The 22,155-nt window shown below is 70.3% G+C and carries 18 protein-coding genes and 4 pseudogenes; 11 read left to right on the forward strand and 11 right to left on the reverse strand.

The features are described 5' to 3' along the window. The first annotated feature begins 25 nt into the window (after nt 1–25). Nucleotides 26–508 carry an ATP-binding protein gene (locus ACFYO0_RS10920; protein WP_388673434.1) on the forward strand — a complete coding sequence of 161 codons (483 nt, stop codon included), beginning with the start codon at nt 26–28 and terminating at the stop codon, nt 506–508. A gap of 470 nt (nt 509–978) precedes the next feature. Here ACFYO0_RS10920 and ACFYO0_RS10925 read toward each other — a convergent pair whose 3' ends face one another. The 3 genes from ACFYO0_RS10925 to ACFYO0_RS10935 are packed head-to-tail and all read right to left on the reverse strand — an operon-like array spanning nt 979 to nt 4,579. Beyond that, nucleotides 979–3,543 (reverse strand): ABC transporter permease, encoded by a 2,565-nt coding sequence (locus tag ACFYO0_RS10925; RefSeq protein ID WP_388673436.1) that lies wholly within the window; start codon nt 3,541–3,543, stop codon nt 979–981. Next, nucleotides 3,540–4,301 carry an ABC transporter ATP-binding protein gene (locus tag ACFYO0_RS10930; protein WP_388673438.1) on the reverse strand — a complete coding sequence of 254 codons (762 nt, stop codon included), beginning with the start codon at nt 4,299–4,301 and terminating at the stop codon, nt 3,540–3,542. Before ACFYO0_RS10930 ends, ACFYO0_RS10925 begins: the two co-directional genes overlap by 4 nt. Further along, nucleotides 4,298–4,579: an SHOCT domain-containing protein gene (locus ACFYO0_RS10935; protein WP_388673440.1), complete on the reverse strand. Its 282-nt coding sequence runs from the start codon at nt 4,577–4,579 to the stop codon at nt 4,298–4,300. The genes ACFYO0_RS10930 and ACFYO0_RS10935 overlap by 4 nt, the downstream gene beginning before the upstream one ends. Before the next feature lie 193 nt (nt 4,580–4,772). Between ACFYO0_RS10935 and ACFYO0_RS10940 the strand changes: the two genes are divergently transcribed. Together ACFYO0_RS10940 and ACFYO0_RS10945 are read left to right on the forward strand one after the other, a co-directional pair. Next, complete coding sequence (locus ACFYO0_RS10940; RefSeq protein WP_388673442.1) at nt 4,773–5,351, forward strand: TetR/AcrR family transcriptional regulator; 579 nt, start codon at nt 4,773–4,775, stop codon at nt 5,349–5,351. A gap of 11 nt (nt 5,352–5,362) precedes the next feature. After that, a pseudogene (locus ACFYO0_RS10945) lies at nt 5,363–5,935 on the forward strand (DUF4865 family protein); the annotation flags it as partial. A 502-nt stretch (nt 5,936–6,437) separates the two neighbouring features. Here the strand turns inward: ACFYO0_RS10945 and ACFYO0_RS10950 are convergent. Then, nucleotides 6,438–7,713: pseudogene (locus tag ACFYO0_RS10950) on the reverse strand (RNA-guided endonuclease InsQ/TnpB family protein). Nucleotides 7,714–7,885: 172 nt separating this feature from the next. Between ACFYO0_RS10950 and ilvY the strand changes: the two are divergent. Beyond that, nucleotides 7,886–8,688, forward strand: a pseudogene (gene ilvY, locus ACFYO0_RS10955) (HTH-type transcriptional activator IlvY). Here the strand turns inward: ilvY and ACFYO0_RS10960 are convergent. Both ACFYO0_RS10960 and ACFYO0_RS10965 read right to left on the reverse strand, forming a co-directional pair. After that, nucleotides 8,675–9,916, reverse strand: a complete 1,242-nt coding sequence (locus ACFYO0_RS10960) for an ROK family protein (RefSeq protein ID WP_388673444.1) — start codon at nt 9,914–9,916, stop codon at nt 8,675–8,677. The pseudogene ilvY and the gene ACFYO0_RS10960 overlap by 14 nt on opposite strands. 41 nt (nt 9,917–9,957) lie before the next feature. Beyond that, nucleotides 9,958–10,620 (reverse strand): alpha-ketoglutarate-dependent dioxygenase AlkB family protein, encoded by a 663-nt coding sequence (locus ACFYO0_RS10965; protein WP_388673446.1) that lies wholly within the window; start codon nt 10,618–10,620, stop codon nt 9,958–9,960. Nucleotides 10,621–10,711: 91 nt separating this feature from the next. On the opposite strand from ACFYO0_RS10965, the gene ACFYO0_RS10970 reads away from it, so the two are divergent. After that, nucleotides 10,712–11,857 carry a methyltransferase gene (locus tag ACFYO0_RS10970; RefSeq protein WP_388673448.1) on the forward strand — a complete coding sequence of 382 codons (1,146 nt, stop codon included), beginning with the start codon at nt 10,712–10,714 and terminating at the stop codon, nt 11,855–11,857. Here ACFYO0_RS10970 and ACFYO0_RS10975 read toward each other — a convergent pair. The 3 genes and pseudogenes from ACFYO0_RS10975 to ACFYO0_RS10985 all read right to left on the reverse strand — a co-directional run bounded on the left by ACFYO0_RS10975 (nt 11,847) and on the right by ACFYO0_RS10985 (nt 14,103). Then, nucleotides 11,847–12,638, reverse strand: a complete 792-nt coding sequence (locus tag ACFYO0_RS10975; protein ID WP_388673450.1) for a helix-turn-helix domain-containing protein — start codon at nt 12,636–12,638, stop codon at nt 11,847–11,849. The two genes, ACFYO0_RS10970 and ACFYO0_RS10975, sit on opposite strands and share 11 nt — an antisense overlap. Before the next feature lie 116 nt (nt 12,639–12,754). Continuing rightward, a pseudogene (locus tag ACFYO0_RS10980) lies at nt 12,755–13,190 on the reverse strand (class II fructose-bisphosphate aldolase); the annotation flags it as partial. Nucleotides 13,191–13,218: 28 nt separating this feature from the next. After that, nucleotides 13,219–14,103, reverse strand: a complete 885-nt coding sequence (locus ACFYO0_RS10985) for an SIS domain-containing protein (RefSeq protein WP_388673452.1) — start codon at nt 14,101–14,103, stop codon at nt 13,219–13,221. A gap of 216 nt (nt 14,104–14,319) precedes the next feature. Here ACFYO0_RS10985 and ACFYO0_RS10990 point away from each other — a divergent pair, with 216 nt between their 5' ends. The 4 genes from ACFYO0_RS10990 (at nt 14,320) to ACFYO0_RS11005 (ending at nt 18,178) form a co-directional block, all read left to right on the forward strand. After that, nucleotides 14,320–14,922, forward strand: a complete 603-nt coding sequence (locus tag ACFYO0_RS10990; protein WP_388673454.1) for a TetR/AcrR family transcriptional regulator — start codon at nt 14,320–14,322, stop codon at nt 14,920–14,922. A gap of 219 nt (nt 14,923–15,141) precedes the next feature. Next, entirely contained in the window at nt 15,142–16,383 is a 1,242-nt protein-coding gene (locus ACFYO0_RS10995; RefSeq protein ID WP_388673456.1) for an amino acid deaminase/aldolase, read from the forward strand. A gap of 55 nt (nt 16,384–16,438) precedes the next feature. Then, nucleotides 16,439–17,791, forward strand: a complete 1,353-nt coding sequence (locus ACFYO0_RS11000; protein WP_388673458.1) for a D-arabinono-1,4-lactone oxidase — start codon at nt 16,439–16,441, stop codon at nt 17,789–17,791. A gap of 69 nt (nt 17,792–17,860) precedes the next feature. Continuing rightward, nucleotides 17,861–18,178 carry an antibiotic biosynthesis monooxygenase gene (locus tag ACFYO0_RS11005; protein ID WP_344390390.1) on the forward strand — a complete coding sequence of 106 codons (318 nt, stop codon included), beginning with the start codon at nt 17,861–17,863 and terminating at the stop codon, nt 18,176–18,178. 59 nt (nt 18,179–18,237) lie between these two features. On the opposite strand, the gene ACFYO0_RS11010 is transcribed toward ACFYO0_RS11005, so the two are convergent. Both ACFYO0_RS11010 and ACFYO0_RS11015 read right to left on the reverse strand, forming a co-directional pair. Next, complete coding sequence (locus ACFYO0_RS11010; RefSeq protein WP_388674236.1) at nt 18,238–18,867, reverse strand: hypothetical protein; 630 nt, start codon at nt 18,865–18,867, stop codon at nt 18,238–18,240. Nucleotides 18,868–18,996: 129 nt separating this feature from the next. Continuing rightward, the gene (locus tag ACFYO0_RS11015; RefSeq protein WP_388673460.1) at nt 18,997–20,052 is read right to left on the reverse strand and encodes a polysaccharide lyase family 1 protein; all 1,056 of its coding nucleotides are present in this window, start codon (nt 20,050–20,052) and stop codon (nt 18,997–18,999) included. Nucleotides 20,053–20,353: 301 nt separating this feature from the next. Here ACFYO0_RS11015 and ACFYO0_RS11020 point away from each other — a divergent pair, with 301 nt between their 5' ends. Next, nucleotides 20,354–21,055, forward strand: a complete 702-nt coding sequence (locus ACFYO0_RS11020) for a ThuA domain-containing protein (protein WP_388673462.1) — start codon at nt 20,354–20,356, stop codon at nt 21,053–21,055. Continuing rightward, on the forward strand, nt 21,034–22,146 hold the full coding sequence (locus ACFYO0_RS11025) for a Gfo/Idh/MocA family protein (protein WP_388673464.1): 1,113 nt from the start codon (nt 21,034–21,036) through the stop codon (nt 22,144–22,146). Before ACFYO0_RS11020 ends, ACFYO0_RS11025 begins: the two co-directional genes overlap by 22 nt. Nucleotides 22,147–22,155 lie beyond the last annotated feature (9 nt).

A 22,155-nucleotide genomic window follows, 5' to 3' on the forward strand; every position in this document is an offset into this window, starting at 1 on the left:
GACCTCATTTCGGGGAGTCGCAGCCGTGATCAGCCAGCCAAGCAGGCACTGCACGGTGGAGCTCCAAGCCCTGCCGTCGCGGATCGGCCAGGTCCGCAGGATCGTCTCGGCGCAATTGCGCTACTGGCATCTCGACCCCTTGATAGACCGGGCCGCGCTCGGTGTGACCGAGCTGTTGACCAACGTTCACCAGCACGCCGAGCCCGACAAGGTCTGCACCGTGGAGATCGAGCTGCTGCTCGACCGGCTCACGGTCTCGGTGCATGACCACGATCCCCGGCTTCCCGAGGTCCAGGACGCCGACGCCTCCGCCACCTGCGGTCGCGGCCTTGCGATGGTCGCCGCGATGAGCGAGAGCTGGGGGGTTCGGCCGGACGGCGAGTCCGGCAAGGTCGTGTGGTTCACGCTCGCGGCGCCGTCCCCTGCGGTGACACTGCCGCCCTGTCCGCCGTACGGCGCGGTTACGGAGGCGCCGGCGCGACGCGCTCCGCTGGGCGCGGTTGGTTAGAGGCTGCGGGTTCGCAGTGGTTGCTCGCGCCGTGCCTCCGGCGGTGGCGCAGGGCGCCTGTCGGGAAGGGGGTCGGTTTGTTGGCGACTGCCGGTTCGCTGTGGCTTGTCGCGCCCCGCGGCGGAGCCGCCAATGTCAACGCCCCGCGCCCCTGGGGTGGGTGGTGGGTCGGGGCCGTGGGCCGGTGCGTCAGCCCGTCGCCAACAGGGCAAACGGCCCTTTGCCGATACCGGGCGTAGGTGGGCCGAGACAGAACCTACGCGACGGGCATACGACGCACCGGCCCACGTCCCCTTCCGCTGGTGGGAAACTGCGGGGTTCGTTGCGGCTGGTGAGCATGGTGGCTGGCGAGCGTGATGGCGGACTCCGCCGGGAGCGCCCCTTCAGGGGCGCGGGGAACTGCGCGACCAGCCACGACAGACCCGCAGTGCCCAAGGACCGAACCCACCACCCCCGCAGGCGCCCTCCGCTCAACCGCCGGAGGCGATGGCCCGCAGCACATCCAGTCGTGCGGCCCGCCGGGCGGGCCGCAGGCCCGCGAGCGCTCCGGCCGCGATGCCCACGAGCGCCACCAGCGCGAGCTGGGTGGACGGCAGGGAGAAGGCGAAAGCACTGTCGCTGGCGCCGTCGGACGCCTTGACGAGCACCCAGCCCAGGAAACCGCCCAGGACGAGTCCGCCGACCGTGCCGAACGCGGCGACCAGGACCGACTCCCAGCGGACCATGGCGCGCAGCTGCGCCCGGGTCTGCCCGACCGCCCTCAACAGGCCCAGTTCGCGGGTGCGTTCGTGGATCGCGAGCGTCAGCGTGTTGGCGATGCCCAGCAGCGCGATCAGCACGGCGAGCGCGAGCAGTGCGTAGACCAGGGTGAGCATCATGTCGATGCCTCCCGCCGAGGACTGTGCGTACTCGTCGCGCGTCTGCACCTCGGGGTTGCCGTAGGCCGCAGCGACCTTCTCGACCGCCGCCTTGCCGTCGGCCGTGCTCACGCCGTTCTTGAAGGAGACGGCGACGAGGGTGTCGGAGTCCTGGGTGCGGTGCGGGGCCCAGGCCTCGCGGGTGATGACGTACTCGCCCGCGAGTTCCGACTGACCGTAGAGCGCGCGGACCGTGAAGGTCCCCTTCTTGCCGTCGGTGAAGGTGAGTTGGGCCGTGTCGCCGGTCTTGAGGCCCTGCTCTCCGGCCTCGTTCTCGGTGATGGCGATACCGTCCGCGCCGAGGTTCCGCATCGAGCCCTGGACCGTGCCGAGGTCGAAGGTGCGCTCCAGCGCGGCCGGGTCGGTGACCGTCAACGCGCGCCCTTTGCCGTCGACTTCGGCGACACCGCGGCCGAGACCGACGGCCGTGTCCACCTCGGGCCGCTCCCCGATGGCGCCGACGAGCCGCGGGCTCAGTCCGCTGCCGCCCGCTCCGAACGACGGGGTGCTGACGGCCACGTCGCCCGCGAAGGACCGCGACACCGTCTGGTCCATGGTGGCCTTCAGCGAGGCACCGAACACCGTGAACAGCGAGACGACGGCGACACCGATCATCAGCGCGCTCGCGGTGGCGGCGGTCCGCTTCGGGCTGCGCAGGGCGTTGCGCCTGGCCAGCCCGCCGGTGACACCGCGCAGCCGGTCGAGCGGGCCGCCGAGGGCGCGTACGGCCGTGGTCGAGGCGACCGGGCCGAGGACCACGAAGGCCGCGAGCGCCAGGAGGGCGCCGGAGCCCGCGAGCCACAGGGACGGGTTCACGAACACCCCGGTCAGGGTGACCGCCACGGCCAGCGCGCCGAGTCCGCCACCCACGACGGCGCGGGTGCGGGAAGCGCCTGACTGGTCGAGGGCCGTCTCCCGCAGCGCAGCGAGCGGTGCGGTGCGTCCGGCGCGGACGGCGGGCAGCAGCGCGGAGCCGAGGCAGACCACGATGCCGACCACCAGCGGCAGCAGCATGGACAGGCCGCCGATCACCAAGTCGCCGTCGGGGAACGGGAATCCGATCGCCGGGAACAGCGCCTGCAGCCCGGCCGCGATGCCGACACCGCCCGCGAGACCCGCCGCGGACGCCACGATGGCGACTGCGCTCGCCTCGACGAGCGTCGAGACGGTGACCTGCCTGCGCGAGGCACCAAGTGCACGCAACAGGGCGTTCTCCCGGGTGCGTTGGGCCAAGACGATCGCGAAGGTGTTGTGGATGGAGAACGTCGCGACCAGTAGCGCTACGCCCGAGAACACCAGCAGGAAGGTGGTGAACAGGCTCAGGAACTGGCCGGAGATCATATCCGTGTTCTCCGCGGCCGACTCCTGACCGGTGATCGCCTCGATTCCCTTGGGCAGTACGGGAGTCAGGGCGTCCACCAGCTCCTGCTGGCTGGCGCCGGGACCGGCCCGCACCTGGATGCTCGCAGCCTCTCCGGGCTTCGCGGTCAGGTATTTCTCGGCGTCGGCCTGCGTCATACCGGTGAACGTCACCTGCGCCATGCCGTCCTCGCCGCCGAAGGTCGCGAGACCGACGATCGTCACCTTGACCGGGTCGGGCGTACGCAAGGTCGTGGTGTCGCCGATCCTCAGGTCGCCCCGCTCGGCGGTGCCGCGGTTGACGACGACCTCGCCGGACTTCAATGGGGCGCGCCCTTCGGCGAGTTGGTACGGATTGAGCTTCTGGTCGTCGATCCAGTTGCCCGCGAGCGTGGGCGGTCCCGCGCCGCCGATGGGGTCGCCGTCGGCGCCGATGAGCTGGCCCGCGCCCTCGATGCTGGGGACGGCGGCGGCGACGCCGGGCGTGTTCTCGATCCTCTTCACCAGGCCGGTGTCGACAGGCTGTCGTACGCCCTGGCTCTCACCCGGCGTGGTGATGGTGTCGGCGCTGCGGACGACGGCGTCGGTGCCGCTCGTCGCGTTGCCGAACATCGTGTCGAAGCCGGCGCGCAGGGTGTCGCCCATGACGAGGGTGCCGGTGAGGAACGCGACTCCGAGGAGCACCGCCAGGAACGTACCGGCGAAGCGCCGTTTGTGGGCGCGCAGGGACGACACGCTGATGCGCAGGGACGCGTTCATGACGGCACCTCGAAGGCTTTCATGCGGTCTAGGACCTTGTCGGCGGTCGGGGAGGTCATACGGTCGACCAGGCGCCCGTCCGCGAGGAACACGACCTCGTCGGCGTGGGCGGCGGCCACGGGGTCGTGGGTGACCATGACGACCGTGCGGGCCGTCTGACGCACCGTGCGGCCGAGAAGGCCGAGGACTTCCTCGCCGGAGCGGGAGTCCAGGTTGCCGGTCGGCTCGTCGGCGAAGACGACGTCCGGCCGGCCGGCGAACGCCCGTGCCACGGCGACGCGTTGCTGCTGGCCGCCGGAGAGCTCGGAGGGCCGGTGGTGCAGCCGGCCGCGCAGGCCGACGACATCGATCAGCGCGTCGATCCATTCCTTGTCACGGATGTCGCCCTTGCCGCCCGCCAGGTCCAGGGGCAGCGTGATGTTCTCCGCGACGGTCAGCGTCGGCACCAGGTTGTACGTCTGGAACACGAAGCCGACGCGGTCGCGACGCAGCAGGGTGAGGCGGCGGTCGTCGAGCGTGCTCAGCTCGGTGTCGCCGATGTGGGCTGCGCCCGAGGTGAGCGTGTCGAGTCCGGCCGCGCAGTGCATCAAGGTGGACTTTCCGGAGCCCGAGGGCCCCATGATCGCGGTGAAGCGGCCGACCGGAAAGTCGACGCTCACCCCGTCCAGGGCCCGCACGCTGGTGTCGCCGTTGCCGTACACCTTCACAGCGTCGACGACGCGGGCGGCGGTGCGCGTGGTGGTCGTCGTGGTGGTCATGCCGCACCGCCCTTTCCGGTCCGGCCGAACTGCTCGTCCAGGACGGAGAGCCGCCGCCAGTATTCGTCCTCGTCGATATCGCCGGAGGCGAAGCGGTGGCCGAGCACGGTGATGGGTGAGTTGTCCTCGGCGGCCGTTCGCCAGGGGCCGCGGCGTCCGCGCCATATCGTGCGGCGCAGCAGCGCGATGCCGCCGCCGATGACCAGTGCCCAGATCACCGGGAAGAACAGGATCCACGGGCCGGGCCCGCCGTCGCCGAAGTGCGCCAGGGTCTGCATGATCGGTCAACTCCTCGGTAGCGATGCGCTCTGCGATGTCCTTGCGTGTCGCTTCCGAGAGTCGTCCCGCAGGGGGTCCCGGGTCGTCGTACGGCCAGCGGCAGTGCGCGTACCTCCGCGGGAGTACGCGAGCTGCTCACCGCTGCTCCTTGAGGGCTCGACTTCTGTAACTACTAGTATGTACAGTGCCTGCATGAGCACGTCGGAGCGTCTGATCCAGTCCACCCGTGAGCTGCTGTGGGAACGCGGCTACGTGGGCACCAGCCCCAAGGCAATCCTGGAGCGCGCGGGCGCCGGACAGGGCAGCATGTACCACCATTTCAAGGGGAAGCCTGACCTCGCCCTGGCCGCGATCCGGCGGACCGCCGAGGAGATGCGGGCTACCGCCGCGGGAGTACTCGACGGTCCGGGAACGCCGTACGAGCGCATCGAGGCGTATCTGCGGCGCGAGCGCGATGTGCTGCGCGGCTGTCCGATCGGGCGGCTGACGATGGACCCGGACGTGATCGCCGACGAAGAACTGCGGGCGCCCGTCGACGAGACGCTCGACTGGCTGCGTGAACGGCTCGCCGGGATCGTCGAAGAGGGCCAGGAACAGGGCCAGTTCGCGCCCTCGCTGGACGGCGAGGAGATCGCGGCAGCCGTCGTCGCGATCGTCCAGGGTGGTTATGTCCTGGCCCGCGCATCCGGTTCACCCACGGCGTTCGACGCGGGTGTACGGGGGCTGCTGTCCCTGCTCGCGACCGCCGCCCCGAAAGACCGTCCCGCCTGAGGAGGCACTCGTTGCACGCCATGCAGTACGCGCTCACCCTCCCCGCCGACTACGACATGGCCGTCATCCGCGACCGGGTCGCCCTCAAGGGGCACCTGCTGGACGGCTGGGAAGGCCTCGGCTTCAAGACGTACCTGATGCGCGAGCGCGGCGTACACGGGTCGCCGGTCAACCAGTACGCCCCGTTCTATCTGTGGAACACCGTGGCCGGCATGAACTCCTTCCTCTGGGGAGGCCCCTTCCAGGGCATCGCCGACGACTTCGGGCGGCCGTCGGTCCGGCAGTGGACCGGGCTGGCGTACGAGGAGGGTGGCACCGCCCGCTCCCCCGCGCGCGTCGCGGTGCTGCGGTGCCAACCTGCGGCGGACGGCGTGCCGTTGACCGAGATCGCGGAGGAGGCCGTACGCGAGACCGGTCGGCTGGTCCGCGAGGGCGGTGCGCTGATCGCGGCGGCGGCCGTGGACACCAGCCGCTGGGAGCTTGTCCACTTCTCCCTCTGGGAGCACGACACTCCCAAGGCCGACGGCGACCTGTACGAGGTGCTGCATATGTCGGCGCCGGGGCGGGACCGGCTGCCGCAAGGCCTGTCGGTCACCCTCTCGGCGGTGACAGCGAGCCAGTCGCCGAGTGTGCCGTCCACCTCGGTGAACCCGTGCGCGCGGGCGTCGGCGGCCGAGGCGGAATCGGGACGCAGTCCGACGGCGACACGGATGTCCGTACCGGCCAGGGAAGTCCCTCAAGTTACTTGCCTGGGCACGACCTTGAGGGCCACAGCCGATGACGCCGATGCGCTGCATACCCGCGAGGGCCTTCGGCAGCAGGGGGAAGAGATACTGGCCGCCACGCAGGATCGTCTCGGTGTCGCCAGGGACGGTCATGGTTTCGAGGGGGAAGACGGTGGAGACATACGTCGAGGCCCCAGTCGAGGTCATGGTCGAGTTGTAGGCTCCGCCCGCGTGTTGCGGCGAGCGCAACCTGTGGAGCCGGGTGTTGCCGTAGATGAAAGACACAGGTGAAGGCATGCTCAATGACAATCGCGAGCTGCGGCTGTTTCTTCATCTGGCGCAGACGGTCAACTACCCGTCGCTAAAGCGACGGGCTTGCACAACGGGCATCACTGGCGGTGATGCTGCGTTTGCGTCCAGCCCCACCCCGACGTTTCGGGGGTGGGGCAGGGGCCGTTGACGGGGCCCCGCGTCGCCACAACTCCCACGCGCGTGCGCGGATGTTGCGGGAGCCTCCCCCGCTCTCGGCTTCGCTCGAGCGGGAGGTGCCCCCATCGGTCCGCGTGATCAACGAATCCGCAGGACCGGCACGCGAACCAGGCCTGTGAGACCCGGTTCGCCCTGTCGATGTGGCCGCATTCGGCGCAGGTGCGGGAGGTGTACGCCGGATCGACGTGCACCACCGGCACCCCCGCGCGGCGGGCCTTGTACGCGATGAACTGTCCCAGCTGGGCGAAGGACCAGCTGGAGTGGGTGGCCCGTTGGGGCTTGCGAAGCCGTACCCGTTCGCGGATGCCCGTGAGGTCTTCCAGGGCGATCCCGCGACCGGTGCGTTCCGCCTCGGCCACCACATGCTTCGCGATCTTGTGGTTGATGTCCTTCGCCCGCCGCGCCTCCTTGCGGCGCCGCTTCCTCAGCCGACGCCTGGCGGACGGGGTGTTCTTCTTCTGCAGCTTGGTGCGCAGGCCGCGCTCACGGACCCGGATGCGGTTCAGCTCGCGTCCGGCCATGATCTCGCCGTCCGAGGTGGTGGCGATGTTGACGATGCCCAGGTCGATGCCGAGGAAGTCCACCGGATCCGTGTTCGGTTCGGCCTCGGGGACCTCGCAGGTGGCGTTCAGGAACCACATGCCGTCCCGGCAGACCAGGTCGGACTCGCCCCTGCGGTACAGCGTCAGGGTGGCCAGCTGCTCCGGGGAGGCGGTGAAGGCCACGTCCTTGACCCGCCCGGAGACCGTCCAGATCGACACCCGCCGCTCGGCGATCTGCCAGGACAGCATCCGGTCGTCGTAGGGCTGCGCGCCCTGCGGGCGGAAGGCGATGGGCTTCTCGGTCGCCCGGCGGTAGCGCTTCGAGCCGGGCCGGCCCAGGTTTCCGGCCTTCAGGTTCGCCCTGAGCGTGGTGTACGCGTCGCACGTCTTCTTGATCACGTGCTGGGCGGCCTGCGCGCCCAGGCCCCAGCGGGACTTGACCTCCCCGTAGACCCGCCTGCGCACGGTGAAGTTCTTGAACTCCCCGCGCTCGAAGGCCACCTCGCTCACCCAGGCGGCGGCCTCGTTGCAGGCGTGCAGGGTCGCCTCGAGCGCCGCCGCCTGCACGGGCGTCGGCAGCAGCTTGACCTGCACCACCAGCTTCACAAGCACCGAACGTACACACCCGCGCGACATGGCACCGCACGTCCGGAGTCGATCACCTGAACGAGTGACACACAGGGCCGTGCGCCGAGGCCATGACCGGACGAGAGACCCGGCTACTCCCCGGCCGGGCAATTCCTCCCGGGTCTGAACGCCCGGGGTTCCTCGCAAGAGGCTGCTGAACTTCGGCCGGACAAGTCTGGACTGCCATGTCAGCCCCGCGACGCTCACCCGCACCGTGCAGCGCCTCGAGGCGGAGCTCGGCCACCGGCTCTTCGACCGTGGCCCGCGCGGGGTGTCGCTGACTGCGGAAGGGCATCGCTTCCGTGCGTACGCGATGGAGGCGCTGGAGTTGTGGCGCACTTACCGCGAGGAGCACCCGGACCCGGCCGAACTCACCGGCAGGCTGGCGGTGTTCGCGACCGTGACGGCCTGTCAGGCGCTCCTGCCCGACCTCCTCGCACGCTTTCGCGCCGCACATCCGCAGGTACGCCTCGACCTGCGCACCGGCGACGCGGCTGCCGCACTCGCCCGGCTCGACGAGGGCGAGGTGGACGCGGCGGTCGCGGGCATTCCGGCGCGGCTGCCGGGGCGCTGGTGAGCCGGACGGTGGCGGTGACCGAGCTGGTCCTTGTGACGGCCCGCGACGGCGCGGACGACGGTCTCGGCGGGCCGTTCGTGCTGCCGCAGCGTGGACTGGTGCGCGAGGCGGCCGACCGATGGTTCCGCGCGCGGGGTGTCACACCTGAGGTGTCGGCCGAACCCGACGGCCACGAGGGGCTGTTGACGCTGGTCGCGCTCGGCTGCGGTACGGGTGTCGTGCCCCGTCTCGTGCTTGAGAGCAGCGCGGTGCGCGACCGTCTGGCCGTGCTCCCCGCCTCTCCCCCACCGGAGCCGTTCCCGATCGGCCTGTGCGTACGACGTGCCGATCTGCGGCGGCCGTTGGTGTCGGCGCTGTGGAGCCTTACCGGGCCGTGAGCGCGGCGAGCGGGTCGTCGAGCACCGGCTGCCAGGCCAACTCGGCTGCTCCCACCAGGCTGTTGTGGTCGAGCGTGCAGGCGAGGATCGGTACGCCGCCGCTCTGCCCCCACAGACTGCGGTCGGCGACGACGGCGCGCAGGCGCTCCGGGTCGGCGTCGAGGAGGGTGCGGTGAAGTCCGCCGAGGATGATGCGGTCCGGGTTGAGGATGTTGACCAGTCCCGCAAGTCCCAGGCCCAGTCGGTCGATCAGTGCCTCGGCGGCCGCACGGACGGCCGGGTCGGCGTACTGGTCGCGGATCAGTTCGTTCGCCTCCTGAAGCAGCGAGACCTCGGGGCCGGGGTCGCGGCCCACCGCGGTGAGGAAGGCGAGCGGGTCCGCCTCGACGTCCAGGCAGCCTCGGCTGCCGCAGTGGCAGGGGCGTCCCTCGGGGTTGACCGTGAGGTGGCCGACTTCGAGTGCCAGGCCAGAACTGCCTGTGTGCAGACGGCCGTCGAGCACGAGCGCGCCGCCGACGCCGCGGTGTCCCGTGGCCACGCACAGCAGGTCGCGCGCGCCACGGCCCGCGCCGTGACGATGCTCGGCGAGCGCGGCGAGGTTCACGTCGTTGGCGGCGAACGCCGGGCCGATGATCCCGGCCGCGTGGATCCGCTCCGCGAAGATCTCCCGTACGGGTGCGCCCGCCGGCCAGGCCAGATGGAGCGGGTTGAGGGCCGTGCCCTCGGGTTCGGCGACGGCGGAGGGCACGGCGAGTCCGGCGCCCACGCAGTGCCGTCCCGTCTGCTGGAGGAGCTGGGCGCCCGCGTCGACGACCGAGCCGAGCACCTTCGCCGGGTCGGCGTCGACGATCTCGCAGCCGGGGGCGGTCGCGACGATACGGCCGCCGAGCCCGACCAGCGCCGCACGGAAGCCGTCGGCGTGCACCTGGGCGGCGAGGGCGACGGGGCCGTCCTCGGCGAGCCGGAGCCGGTGCGAGGGCCGGCCCTGCGAGCCGGCGGCGGCGCCGGGGCGGGCGTCGACCCGGATCAGCCCGAGCGCTTCGAGCTCCGCGGCCACCGCGCCGGCCGTCGCCCGCGTCACCCCTAGTTCGGCGGTGAGCACGGCCCGCGTCGGCGCGCGTCCCGTGTGCACGAGCTCCAAAGCGGGCCCGAGCGCGCCGCGTCCGCGGTCCAGCCGGGTCCGCGTGGTTCCTTCTCCCGCTGCTCGGGTGGTCGGCTTGCCGTTCATGAGTGGGAGTCTCCCATGATCCGGACGGTTGAGGTCCTCGCCTAGAAACCGCTGGCCCGCAGCGTGATGTTGAGCCTGCCTGTCAGGCCGAGTTCCGGGGGTGCGGTGCCCGCGTTCACGCGCGGTACGCCGTGGTACGCGAGGCGGGCGGGGCCGCCGAAGACGAAAAGGTCGCCGCTACGCAGTTCCACGTCCGTGTAAGGGCGTGCGCGCGACGCGGTGTTGCCGAAGCGGAAGACGCATGTGTCGCCGAGGCTCAGGGACACGACGGGGGCGTCGGACTTCTCGTCACTGTCGCGGTGCATGCCCATGCGGGCGTCGGCGTCGTAGAAGTTGATCAGGGCGATGTCGTACGGGGCTGTCGGCTCGCCCTCGAAGGCGTCGTCGCCCCCGAAGGCATCGGCCACCGCGCGACGGCCGAGCTCGCCCAGCCATTCCGGGAACGGCTTCACGGGCGCGCCGTCACCGTCGACGACCGTGCGCGCGTACCCGTACGGATACCAGTGCCAGCCGAGGCAGACCTGCTGCGACGTCATCGTGCCGCCGCCGGGTGTGTGGACCGTGCGCAGGCCGGCGGGTGGGCGCGCCCAGTCGCGGCAGGCTTCGAGCAGTTCGCGCTGGCGCCCGGCGTCCAGCCAGTCCGGCACATGCACCGCGCCCGGCGCGACCTCCGTGAGACTCCGGGGAAACAGCTCCGTGTCCATGGCTCCATCCTCGCGCACAGCTCAGGGATGTAACGCCGAGAAACCCCATGAGCTGCCGCTCGGCTAGCCTGGGCGCACGATGACCGAGCGTATGGCGACACCATGGGGCGAGCACGAGCTGGCCCGCTTCCCCGAGGACCCCCGTGAGCGGCTGCGCGCCTGGGACGCCTCCGACACGTATCTGCTGCGGCATCTCGCGGAACTCGCGGGGCGGGGACAGCCGCTGGACGGAACCGTCGTCGTGGTGGGCGACCGCTGGGGCGCCCTCGTCACCGCCCTCCACACACTGCGGCCGGTGCAGATCACGGACTCGTTCCTCGCCCGGGAGGCGACCCGCTCGAATCTGGCACGGGGCGGAGTCGACGCGGACTCGGTGCGCCTGCTCACCACCCAGGACCCGCCGCCCGCACGCATCGACGTGCTCCTGATCCGCGTGCCCAAGAGCCTGGCGCTCCTGGAGGACCAGCTGCTGCGTCTGGCGCCCGGCGTGCACGAGGGGACGGTCGTCGTCGGTACCGGCATGGTCAAGGAGATCCACACCTCGACGCTGAAGCTGTTCGAGCGGATCCTCGGCCCTACAAGGACCTCCCTGGCCGAGAAGAAGGCCCGGCTGATCTTCTGCGAGCCGGACCCCGCGCTCACCCGGCCGAAGAACCCCTGGCCGCACACCTACGCACTGCCCGACGGCATCGGTCCCGTCTCCGGCCGCACCGTCGTCAACCACGCGGGCGTCTTCTGTGCCGAGCGTCTCGACATCGGCACACGATTCTTCCTCCAGCATCTGCCGTACGGGCCCGGGGCCGGGCAGGTGGTGGACCTGGGCTGCGGCAACGGTGTGGTCGGTACGGCCATGGCGCTGGCCGACCCGGAGGCCGAGGTGCTGTTCGTGGACGAGTCGTACCAGGCGGTGGCCTCGGCGGAGGCGACGTACCAGGCAAACTCCAAGAGCGTCGGCAAGGCGGAGTTCTGCGTCGGCGACGGGCTGACCGGCGTCCCGCCCGCGAGCGTCGACCTCGTGCTCAGCAACCCGCCCTTCCACTCGCACCAGGCGACGACCGACGCCACGGCCTGGCGGATGTTCACGGGAGCGCGCCGGTCGCTGCGACCGGGCGGCGAGCTGTGGGTGGTCGGCAACCGGCACCTCGGCTACCACGTGAAGCTGCGCCGCCTCTTCGGCAACAGCCAAGTCGTGGCCAGCGACGCGAAGTTCGTGATCCTGAAGGCCGTCAAGAGGTAGGCAAGCCCGCGGGGGCGGTCTCGCCGCGCAGGGCGCGTGGAGAGGCTCCCAGTTCGCGTCGGCACGCCTTGTTGAAGGCCTGCAGGTCGGGGATGCCGACGGACGCGGCGACGGCCGGGATGGAGAGGGTCGAGGCGCGCAGCAGGTGGTGTGCGCGGTCCAGTCTGCGGCGTCGGACGTACGCGACGACCGTGCCGCCCGTCGTGGTGCGGAAGAGCCGGGTGAGGTGGTTGTGCGAGACGCCCGCGGCGCGTGCGACGGCGGGCACGGTGAGCGGGGCGGCCAGGTTCGCCTCGATGTACGCGATGGCGGCGGTGACGGCGGGGTGCGGCCCCGGGCGCCCGGCGTCGGGCGTGAGGTGGGCGATGCGCCACAGGGCTGTCCAGATCTCGGCCCTGGTGCGTTCGGGCGCGCCGGGAACGGAGGCGATCGCTTGGAGCAACAGGCCGGTGAGCGTGGGGAGTTCGGGCCCTGCGTCCTGCATGACAGGGATGGTGCGCGGCGGTCCGGCAGGGGCGACGCGCAGATGCGCGTAGAGGTGTTCGGAACGGCCCTGGTAGCGGAAACGGACCGTCGTGCCGGGCGGTACGAGACTGACCCGGCCGGGGCGGACGGCGTGCGGTGTGCCGTCGACGATCAACTCGGCGTCGTACTGGTACAGGTGCAGCTGCCACAGCTCGGGCAGCCGGAACACATCGGTACGGCTCGCGACGCCGTGCACGCCCACTCCGGCGTTCACCACGACGGGCGGCTCCCCGAGGTGGACCTGCGTCTCCCACATGGTGAAAAACTACCAGCGATACCGGGCACTACCAGCTACTCGACGGGCCTTCGTGGTGCTTCTGTGCGAAGCTCAGCGGGCTCGTACGACCCTCGTGATCCGCGCCACCGCCTCCGTCATGCCTCACGCGCCACTGTCAGGTACGCGCGTGAGTCGACCGCGTCGGGGTGTGCGGTGAGGAAGTCGGGATCGCGCCAGTCATCGCGAGATTCGGGGCTGTTCCGAAGTTGACCTTGGTGATGCCGCCGGTGACGGCCGCCGTCAGCTCGCAGTCCGGGAGGCCGGAGGAGCCGTGCAGGACGAGCGGTGCGTCGAGGGCGGCGGTGAGGCGTTTGAGGAGGTCGCGATCGAGGGCGGCGGTGCGGGTGGTCGTGGCATGGACGCTGCCGATCGCCGCAGCGAGGGCGTCCACGCCGGAGTCGGCGACGAAGGCGCGTGCCTCGGCGGGATCCGTCCGGGCGGCGGGGCGTGGGCGTCCAGCGGTGGCCGGCCGTTCTTGCCGCCGACCTCTCCCAACTCGGCCTCGATCCACAGCCCTCGGTCATGCGCCCAGGACGGCGGTCCGTGGCGGGTTCGCCGGTCAGGGCGTGGTGAGGATGACCGAACGGGTGAGGTGGCGCGGCCGGTCGGGGTCGAGGCCGCGGGCCGCGGCGACGGCCACGGCGAGTCGCTGGGCGCGGACGAGTTCGGCGAGCGGGTCGAGGCCGCCCTCGACCCACAACCCGCCCGTGGCCCGCACCTGTTCGGCCAGCCCGTCCGGCGCGTCACCGAGCATCCAGGTTGCGGTTCCGGCGGAGGTGATGCTGATCGGGCCGTGCCGGTACTCCATCGCCGGATAGGCCTCGGCCCAGGCCAGCGAGGCCTCACGCATCTTGAGCCCGGCCTCGTTCGCGAGCCCCACGCTCCAGCCGCGGCCCAGGAACGTGAACTGCGCGCAGTCGACCAGCCCGTCAGGCAGCGGCACCGACAGTGCGGTGCGGGCATCGGCGACGACAGCCTCGGTGTGCAGGCCGAAGTGAGCCCGCAGCAGCGTGAGCGCGGTAGTGGCGAACCGGGTCTGCACCACGGACCGTTCGTCGGCGAAGTCGAGCACGATCACGTCTTCCACCGCCTCCATCACGGGAGTTCGCCGATCCCCGGTGATCGCGACGGTGCGCGTACGCCCCTTCAGCCGGCCGAGGAGTCCGAGCACCTCGGTGGTGGTACCGGAGCGGGTGAGAGCGAGGACGCGGTCGTACGTCCGCCCGTGCGGGAACTCGGAAGCGGCGAAGGCGTCCGTCTCGCCCTGGCCCGCCTGCTCGCGCAGCGCGGCGGCAGCCTGCGCCATGAACCACGAGGTACCGCATCCCACGATCGCGACTCGCTCCCCCGCGGCGGGCAGTACGGCCGTGTGCCGCGAGGCCTGCTCGACGGCCCGGATCCAGCACTCGGGCTGGCTGTTCAGCTCGTTCTCGACATGGCTCATGCCGTGCTCTCCCCGGATGGCCGACTGGTGGCTTACTTGGCTCCATCGTCGCGCATCGCTCGGGGATGGGCTGGCTGAGTGTTCTTGCGAGAGAGACCGCGGTCGACCGGCTGCTGTGCGAGCGCACCGGCGCCACATATTGGTCGAGCGTCCAAGACACCGCGATAGCATGTTCGTACGCATCCACTCTTGAAGGCTTGAAGGAGCGGCGGCCGAATGGCTCGCATGACAGCGAAGGACCGACGGGAAGAGCTGATCGCCGCGGCGATCCGCGTCATGGTCCGCGACGGCGTCGCCAAGGCCACGACACGCGCCATCGTGGGCGAGGCGGACATGCCGCTCGGCGTCTTCCACTACTGCTTCAACTCGCGCGAAGAACTTCTGCAAGAGGTCATCACCCGGCTCACGGACAGCAGTGTCGCCAAGGCCAGGGACGTGTTCGCGGCGGAGGCCGACGACCTCGGCACGCGCGTCACCAGGACCCTGTTCACCTTCTGGGAGGGCGTGGAACTCAGCCCGGGAGAGCACCAGGCGGGGTACGAACTCACCCACTACGCCCTGCGCCAGGCCGGATTCGAGGAACTGGCCCGCCGGCAGTACGACCACTACATGGAAGTCCATCAGGAGTTCCTCGTGAAAGCCGCCGAGAGCGCGGGAATCCGGTGGACGGTGCCCCTTCCCGTCCTGGCCCGCTACCTCAACGCGGTGCTGGACGGCGTGACCTTGTGCTGGCTGGTGGACCGCAACAGCGAGCACAGCCGCGAGGTGCTTCGTCTGGCGGGCGAGCACCTGATGACCCTCGTCGGCGAGGACGACTGACACTCCCGTGCTCATACTCCGCCGCGGAGGCGACGAACTTCGTCATGCCCGCCGCCGCGTCTCTCCGCTCACCTTCTCTCGCCTCCCCGTTTCCCGCCCGGAAACGTTGACTTCGGTTCGTTCGGAATGAGACGGTCACTCGTACGAGTCAAGCGTCTTGCACGAGTGACCAACTCAGCCCGGGCGACGTAAGCCCCGCATCCGCAGGGAGCCTCTGGAATGCAGCAGACGGCATCGGCCGCCTCCGCCCTCGTCCCTCTGAACGAGGTTCGGATGGCCCAACTCGATCGGGCCACCGAGCACTTGGATCCGCCGTTCGCCGTGGTGGACCTGGACGCCTTCGACGCCAACGCCGCCGATCTGGCACGCCGGACCGGCTCACGCGCCACCATCCGGCTGGCCAGCAAGTCGGTCCGCAGCCGCCACCTGATCCGGCGTGCGCTCGACCGGGAGGGCTACCGCGGCATTCTCGCGTTCACGCTGCCCGAAGCCCTGTGGCTGGCCCGGGAGCACGAATACCACGAAGACATAGTCATCGGCTATCCGACCACGGACCGCACCGCGTTGCGGCAACTGGCGAAGGACGAGCGCGCGGCCTCACGTATCACGCTCATGGTCGACTCCATCGGCCAACTCGACTTCATGGATGCCGTGGTGGGCGGGGGCCGACCTGACCTCCGCGTCTGCATCGACCTGGACGCCTCGCTGGAACTGGCCGGTGGACGCCTCCATCTGGGCCCGTACCGCTCCCCCGTGCACACTCCGGGGCAGGCCGCGGCACTCGCCCGGGCGATCGTCGCCCGGCCCGGGTTCCACCTTGCCGGGGTCATGTCGTACGAAGGCCAGATCGCCGGACTCGGAGACAACCAGCCGGGGTCACCCCTCAAGCGTGCCGCGCTCCGCGCCATGCAGCGCTTCTCGGCCCGGGAGCTGGCCGAGAGGCGCGCCGCGGCCATCGCAGCCGTCGAGGCCGTGCAGCCACTGGAGTTCGTCAACGGCGGCGGCACCGGCTCCATCGAGCAGACCGCCTCCGAGCACGTGATCACCGAGGTCGGTGCGGGATCAGGTCTCTACGGGCCCGGACTGTTCGACTTCTACCGGCACTTCCGTCCGCGGCCCGCCGCCTTCTTCGTGATGTCGGTCGTACGCCGCCCCTCCGACCGGATCGCCACCGTCCTCGGCGGCGGCTGGGTCGCTTCCGGCCCGCACGGCAAGGACCGTCTGCCCACCCTGAGTTGGCCCCGAGGCCTGCGGATGAATCCCCTGGAGGGAGCCGGCGAGGTCCAGACACCGGTGCTCGGCAGGGCGGCGCATGGACTGCGGCTCGGTGACCATGTGTGGTTCCGGCACGCCAAGGCGGGCGAGTTGTGCGAGCGCGTGAACACGCTCCATCTGGTGGCGGGCGGACAGATCGTCGACCAGGTCCCGACGTACCGCGGTGAGGGACACGCCTTCCTCTGACCCACCAACTCATCAGGTTTCGCTGCCAGTTCCACAGCTATCAGGAAGGAAGGTCGTGGAGACAACCCGCTACCGTACGCCCCGGGGCAAGGCGCACGAGCGCAGGAGGGTGTGGCAGAACTGGGACGGGAACGTCACTGCCCGCCCGGCACGCGACATCGCTCCCGCCTCGGTGGAGGAACTCCGGGCAGTCGTACGCCAGGCAGCCGAGGACGACCTGACGGTGAAACCCGTCGGCAGCGGCCACTCCTTCACCCCGGCTGCCGCGACCGACGGCGTCCTGATACGGCCCGACCACCTCGCCGGCATCCGCTCCATCGACCGCACGGCCGGCACGGTGACCGTGGGTGCGGGCACGCGGCTCAAGGCACTGAACCTGGCCCTGGCCCGGGAAGGCCTGTCGCTCACGAACATGGGCGACATCATGGAGCAGACCGTCTCGGGCGCGATCAGTACGGGCACCCATGGCACGGGCCGTGATTCGGCTTCGATCGCGGCACAGGTCCGCGGCCTCGAACTGGTCACTGCGGACGGCTCCTTGCTCACCTGCTCGGAGAAGGGGACCGACGAAGAACGCGCGGCTTTCGCGGCGGCCCGCATCGGACTGGGCGCACTGGGAGTCGTCACCGCGATCACCTTCGCCGTGGAACCGCTCTTCCACCTCAGGGCGCACGAAGAACCGATGACCTTCGACCAGGTCACCGCCACCTTCGAAGAACTCCACGCGGAGAACGAGCACTTCGAGTTCTACTGGTTCCCGCACACCGGGAACTGCAACACCAAGCGCAACAACCGAAGCGCGGGTCCGCTCGCCCCGGTGGGCCGGTTGAGCGGCTGGTTCGAGGACGAGTTCCTCTCCAACGGCCTGTTTCAGGTGGCCAATTCGCTGGGCCGTGCCGTGCCCGCGACCATCCCGACGATCGCGGGGATCTCCAGCCGGGCCCTGTCCGCCCGTACGTACACGGACATTCCCTACAAGGTGTTCACTTCGCCGCGCCGGGTGCGCTTCACGGAGATGGAGTACGCAGTCCCGCGCGAGGCCCTGGTGGAGACCCTGCGCGAGCTGAAGGCCATGGTCGACCGCTCGGACCTGCGGATCAGCTTCCCTGTGGAGGTCCGCACGGCGCCCGCCGACGACATCACGCTCTCCACGGCGTCGGCCCGCGAGAGCGCCTACATCGCCGTCCATGTGTACCGCGGCACGCCGTACCACCAGTACTTCTCTGCCGCGGAACGCATCTTCACCGCCCACGACGGCCGCCCGCACTGGGGCAAGCTGCATACACGGGGCGCCGACGACTTCGCCAAGGCGTACCCGCGCTTTGCCGAGTTCACCGCCCTGCGCGACCGCCTCGATCCCGACCGGCGCTTCGGCAACGCGTACCTGCGCCGGGTGCTGGGCGACTGATCCGGTGACACGGGTCGAGGGGGCGGGGTCGGCGGCCACCGCTGACGTTCTGTGCGGCAGGATGAACCCATGAGCATCGTCAAGATCAACGTCCTCACCGTGCCGGCCGAGCAGCGCGAGACGCTGGAGAAGCGCTTCGCCTCGCGAGCCGGACTCGTCGAGAGTGCCGACGGCTTCGAGTGGTTCGAACTCCTCCGCCCGGTCGACGGCACGGACAACTACCTCGTCTACACCCGGTGGCGCGACGAGGAGTCGTTCCAGGCCTGGATGGAGGGTTCGATGAAGGAAGCACATCAGGGCGGGAGCGACCGGCCCAAGCCGGCTGCCAGCGGTTCGACCGTGTGGACCATGGAAGTCCTGCAGCAGGCGGAACCGAAGTCCGACTGACCGTTCTCCCGCCGACGTGCTCGGGAGCGGAGGCCACTCCCGAGCACCGGCCCTTCGGGTCACATACCGTCGCGGACCATGGCGGCGACGATCTGGACGTGACGATCGGCCGCCGTGTTCGAGAACTCGTTCTCGTAGTTCAAGCCGTACGGCCAGAAGTGGCCACCGCCGGTGGACAGTTTGGCTCCCGAACCGTCGAACTGCCTGACCAGTGCCGTGGCCTGAGCACCGGTCCAGGTGCCGCTGCCGCCGAGGCGGGACCAGCCCGCGCTCGTCCCCACGCCGATGGTGTGGGCGATCTCGTGCAGAGCGGTCCGCTCGGTCATGTAGGCGCGGTTGCCGAAGCGGATGGTTCCGTTGATGTTGCCGTCGGCGGTGGGCACGCCCGGGTCGTAGCGGACGGTGATGTTCTTACCGAGGTCGCTGAGGTTGTTGTACCGGGCCACGGCCGCGTTCATCGCCCTCGTGATGAGGTCGTACGCCGCCAGCTGGTCCTGCGTCGGATTGCTCGCCCGCTCGAGGCTCCAGGTGATGCTGGCCGCCGCCACCCGTTCCCGCGCTGCCGGTGCTGCCTGCGGAGCTGCTTGCGAAGTGGCCTGGGCAACGCCGGGCCCGGCCAGCATGGCGGCTGCCAGCACGGCCACGGCCACCGTGTTACGCCAGGGTATGGATGCGCGCTCGGTGGGCATCGGCGTCCGTCTGCGGCTCATGGAAGGGTCCTCCTGTGGGGGTCGGCCGTCGGGTGTGGGGATGACGGCAGGTCAGTCCGGTCCGTCTGTCTTGCTGCGGGCGGAATGTCGTATGCCGGGCTCGGACGCTCAGCCAACTGTCTTTCCGACGCCCGCCCCGGCCCGGACGAGAGAGGGAACGTCGGCAGCCGGGTCCAGCGTGTACGAGTAGTAGGTGCGCGGCTCGGTCACGGTGCCGTTGGTCTCGCACGTACCGGACCCGGTGAGGACGTTGCCCCGCTGCACCAGCCGGCCCGGCCCCGACTCGTCGTACCCGCTCGCCGAGTGGCAGGGGTACTCAACGCCTTCGAAGTGGTTGCCCTCGACGAGCACCCCCGCGTTCATGGTCGACGCGACGCCGTACAGGGCGTTTCCCTTGTAGTAGTTGTTGTAGACGTGCACCGGTTCGCCGAACCGTACGCGCGGGTGACGCTGCCGCGAGCCGTCGAAGAAGTTGTGGTGGATGGACACCTTCAACTTGCCGGTGTCCTGGCCGCTGTTGCTGTCGGAGTGGCCGAGCAGCATGCTCTTGTCGGTCTTGTTGAACCAGTTCCACGACACGGTGACGTACTCGGAGCCGCGGACGATGTCGATCGCCCCGTCGACGGCCCCGACGAACTCGTTGTGGTCGATCCAGATGTGGTGCGATTCCTGGCCGACGTTGACGGCGTCGTCCTCGGCGCCTGTGAACTTGATGTTCCGCACGATGACGTTGTACGAGCGATAGAAGTCCAGGCCACCGCCGTTGATGACGGCCGAGGAACCGGCTCCGACGATGGTCTTGTTCGGGCGCACGCCCTGCTTGCTGGTGATGTCGATGGTGCCCTGAACCCGGATGACCAGCGGACCGGTCATGTCGATGTACTCCAGGAACTGCTCGGTGTTGGTGGCGGTGACGGTGGGGCCGCCGGCGCCGCCGGTGGTGCCGTTCTGGCCGAGCGCGTTGACCGCGGCGAAGCCGGTGGGCGACGTCTCGGCCCGTGGCGTCGATGTCTGCGCGGTGGCACTGCCGGTGCCTGCGGGCACCATCGTCGCGCCGAGCAACAGGGCGAGCGCGAGAGCGGGAACGCCGCGCGAGGTGCGTAACGGACGCTTCCTTGCAGACGCCTTCGGGAACGACGCCGTCTTGCGGTTCCTCGAGTGCATGTCGGCACTCTCCCGTCAGGAGATGCACCCCGGCGCGTCGGATGCGCGGAGGTGTGAATGCAGAGGCACGAGCAGGGAGAAAGCGCTTTCCAAGATTTCCTGAATGCTAATCAGGTGTTTTGAGCATGTCAACGGATCCGGGTGCGGAACCCCGCCACAGGCACGTGGCGTGATCGGGCGGGTGGACTCTGCCGGCCCGTCCGGTCCGCGAAACTTTCGTGATGTCCGGCAACCCTTTCGGAGGCGCGGGCGGCTGACGCATAGTGATGGCGCTGTTCTTCGGCCCCCATGAAGGGACAAGATGACGCGGAAGAAGGCCCTGGTCGTCAGAGGCGGGTGGGAGGGGCACCGGCCGGTCGAGGCCACGGAGCTTTTCCTGCCCTTCCTGCAGAGCAACGGATACACCGTCCGGGTCGAGGAGTCGACCGACGTCTACGCCGACACCGCCGAGATGGCCGGCACCGATCTCGTCCTGCAGTGCATCACGATGTCGGAGATCGCCCCCGAGCAGCTCGCGGGACTGAGTGCGGCGGTCGTGGCGGGCACCGGGTTCACCGGCTGGCACGGCGGCATCGCCGACTCGTTCCGCGCCTCCTCCGACTATCTCCACCTGGTGGGAGGCCAGTTCGCGACCCACCCGGGCAAGGAGCCGTGTGAGCGCCGGGGTGAAGCGGAGGACAACTACCTGCCGCACACCATCAACATCACCGAGCCCGGCCGCGATCACCCCATCACCGCGGGCATCGAGGACTTCGAACTGCACACCGAGCAGTACTGGGTGCTCCACGACGACCTGATCGATGTCCTGGCCACCACCACCCATCTCACCCGGCCGTGGCAGCCCTGGCACCGGCCGGCCTGCTCGCCTGCGGTCTGGACCCGCCGGTGGGGCGCCGGGCGCATCGTGGTGACGACACCGGGGCACAGCCTGGACGTACTGGAGAACCCCAACGTCCGCACCATCATCGAAAGGGGCATGCTGTGGGCGACGCGCACCGCATAGGCGTCGTAGGTCTCGGGGTCATCTCCCGCGCGTATCTGGACACGCTCATCGGCCATCCCGCCGTACGCGTCACCGCGGTCGCCGACCTCGACGCCTCCCGGTCGGCCGCGGTCGCCGCCGAACTGCCCGGCGCCGAGGCGCCGACCGTCGAGGAGTTGCTGAGCAGCCCGGACGTGGACACGGTGCTGAACCTCACCGTTCCCGCGGCCCATGCCCAGATCGCCCTCGGCGCCATCGGCCACGGCAAGAACGTCTACGGAGAGAAGCCGCTGGCCGCGACTCTCCCAGACGCCCACGCCGTCATGGAGGCCGCCGCGAAGGCGGGCGTCGGTGTCGGGTGCGCTCCGGACACCGTCCTGGGCACCGGAATCCAGACAGCACGGGCGGCCGTGACGGCGGGAAGCATCGGACGCCCTCTGTTCGCCTCGGCCGTCATGGTCACCCCGGGACACGAACGCTGGCACCCCCACCCCGACTTCTACTACACCGCCGGGGGCGGCCCCCTGCTGGACATGGGCCCGTACTACTTGGCATCGCTCGTCCACCTGCTGGGTCCGGTGCGTGCCGTGATCGGGGCGGCCGGCCGGCTCCGCGCCGAGCGCGTCATCGGTTCCGGCCCGCGGGCGGGCGAGTGGATACCGGTCGAGGTGGACAGTCATGTCTCCGGCGTGCTCGAGCACGTGGGCGGGACCCTGACGACGATCACGACGAGCTTCGACGGCGTGGCCACCACGGCCGCGCCGATCGAGGTCCACGGCGAGACGGGGACCCTCACGGTTCCGGATCCGAATGGTTTCGACGGCGAGGTGCGGCTCTTCGAACTCGGTGACACGCGGTGGCGCACGCTTGAGGCGTCGGCGGGCTACGTCGGCGGCGCACGGGGCGTCGGACTGCTCGACTTCATCGCCGCCGACGGGCGGCGGGCGCCTCGCGCGAACGGCGAACTCGCCCTGCACGTGCTGGAGACGATGAGTGCCCTCCTGCGCTCGTCGGCCGAGGGGCGACGGATCGAGCTGGCGACGTCGGCAGAGCCACCCGTTCCCGTTCCGCTGACGGCTGCCGAGGAGTGGAGAGGAAACGCCGCCTGGTGAAGCCGGCGG

The organism is Streptomyces sp. NPDC006365, assembly GCF_042870755.1.
GTDB lineage: Bacteria > Actinomycetota > Actinomycetes > Streptomycetales > Streptomycetaceae > Streptomyces > Streptomyces xiangluensis.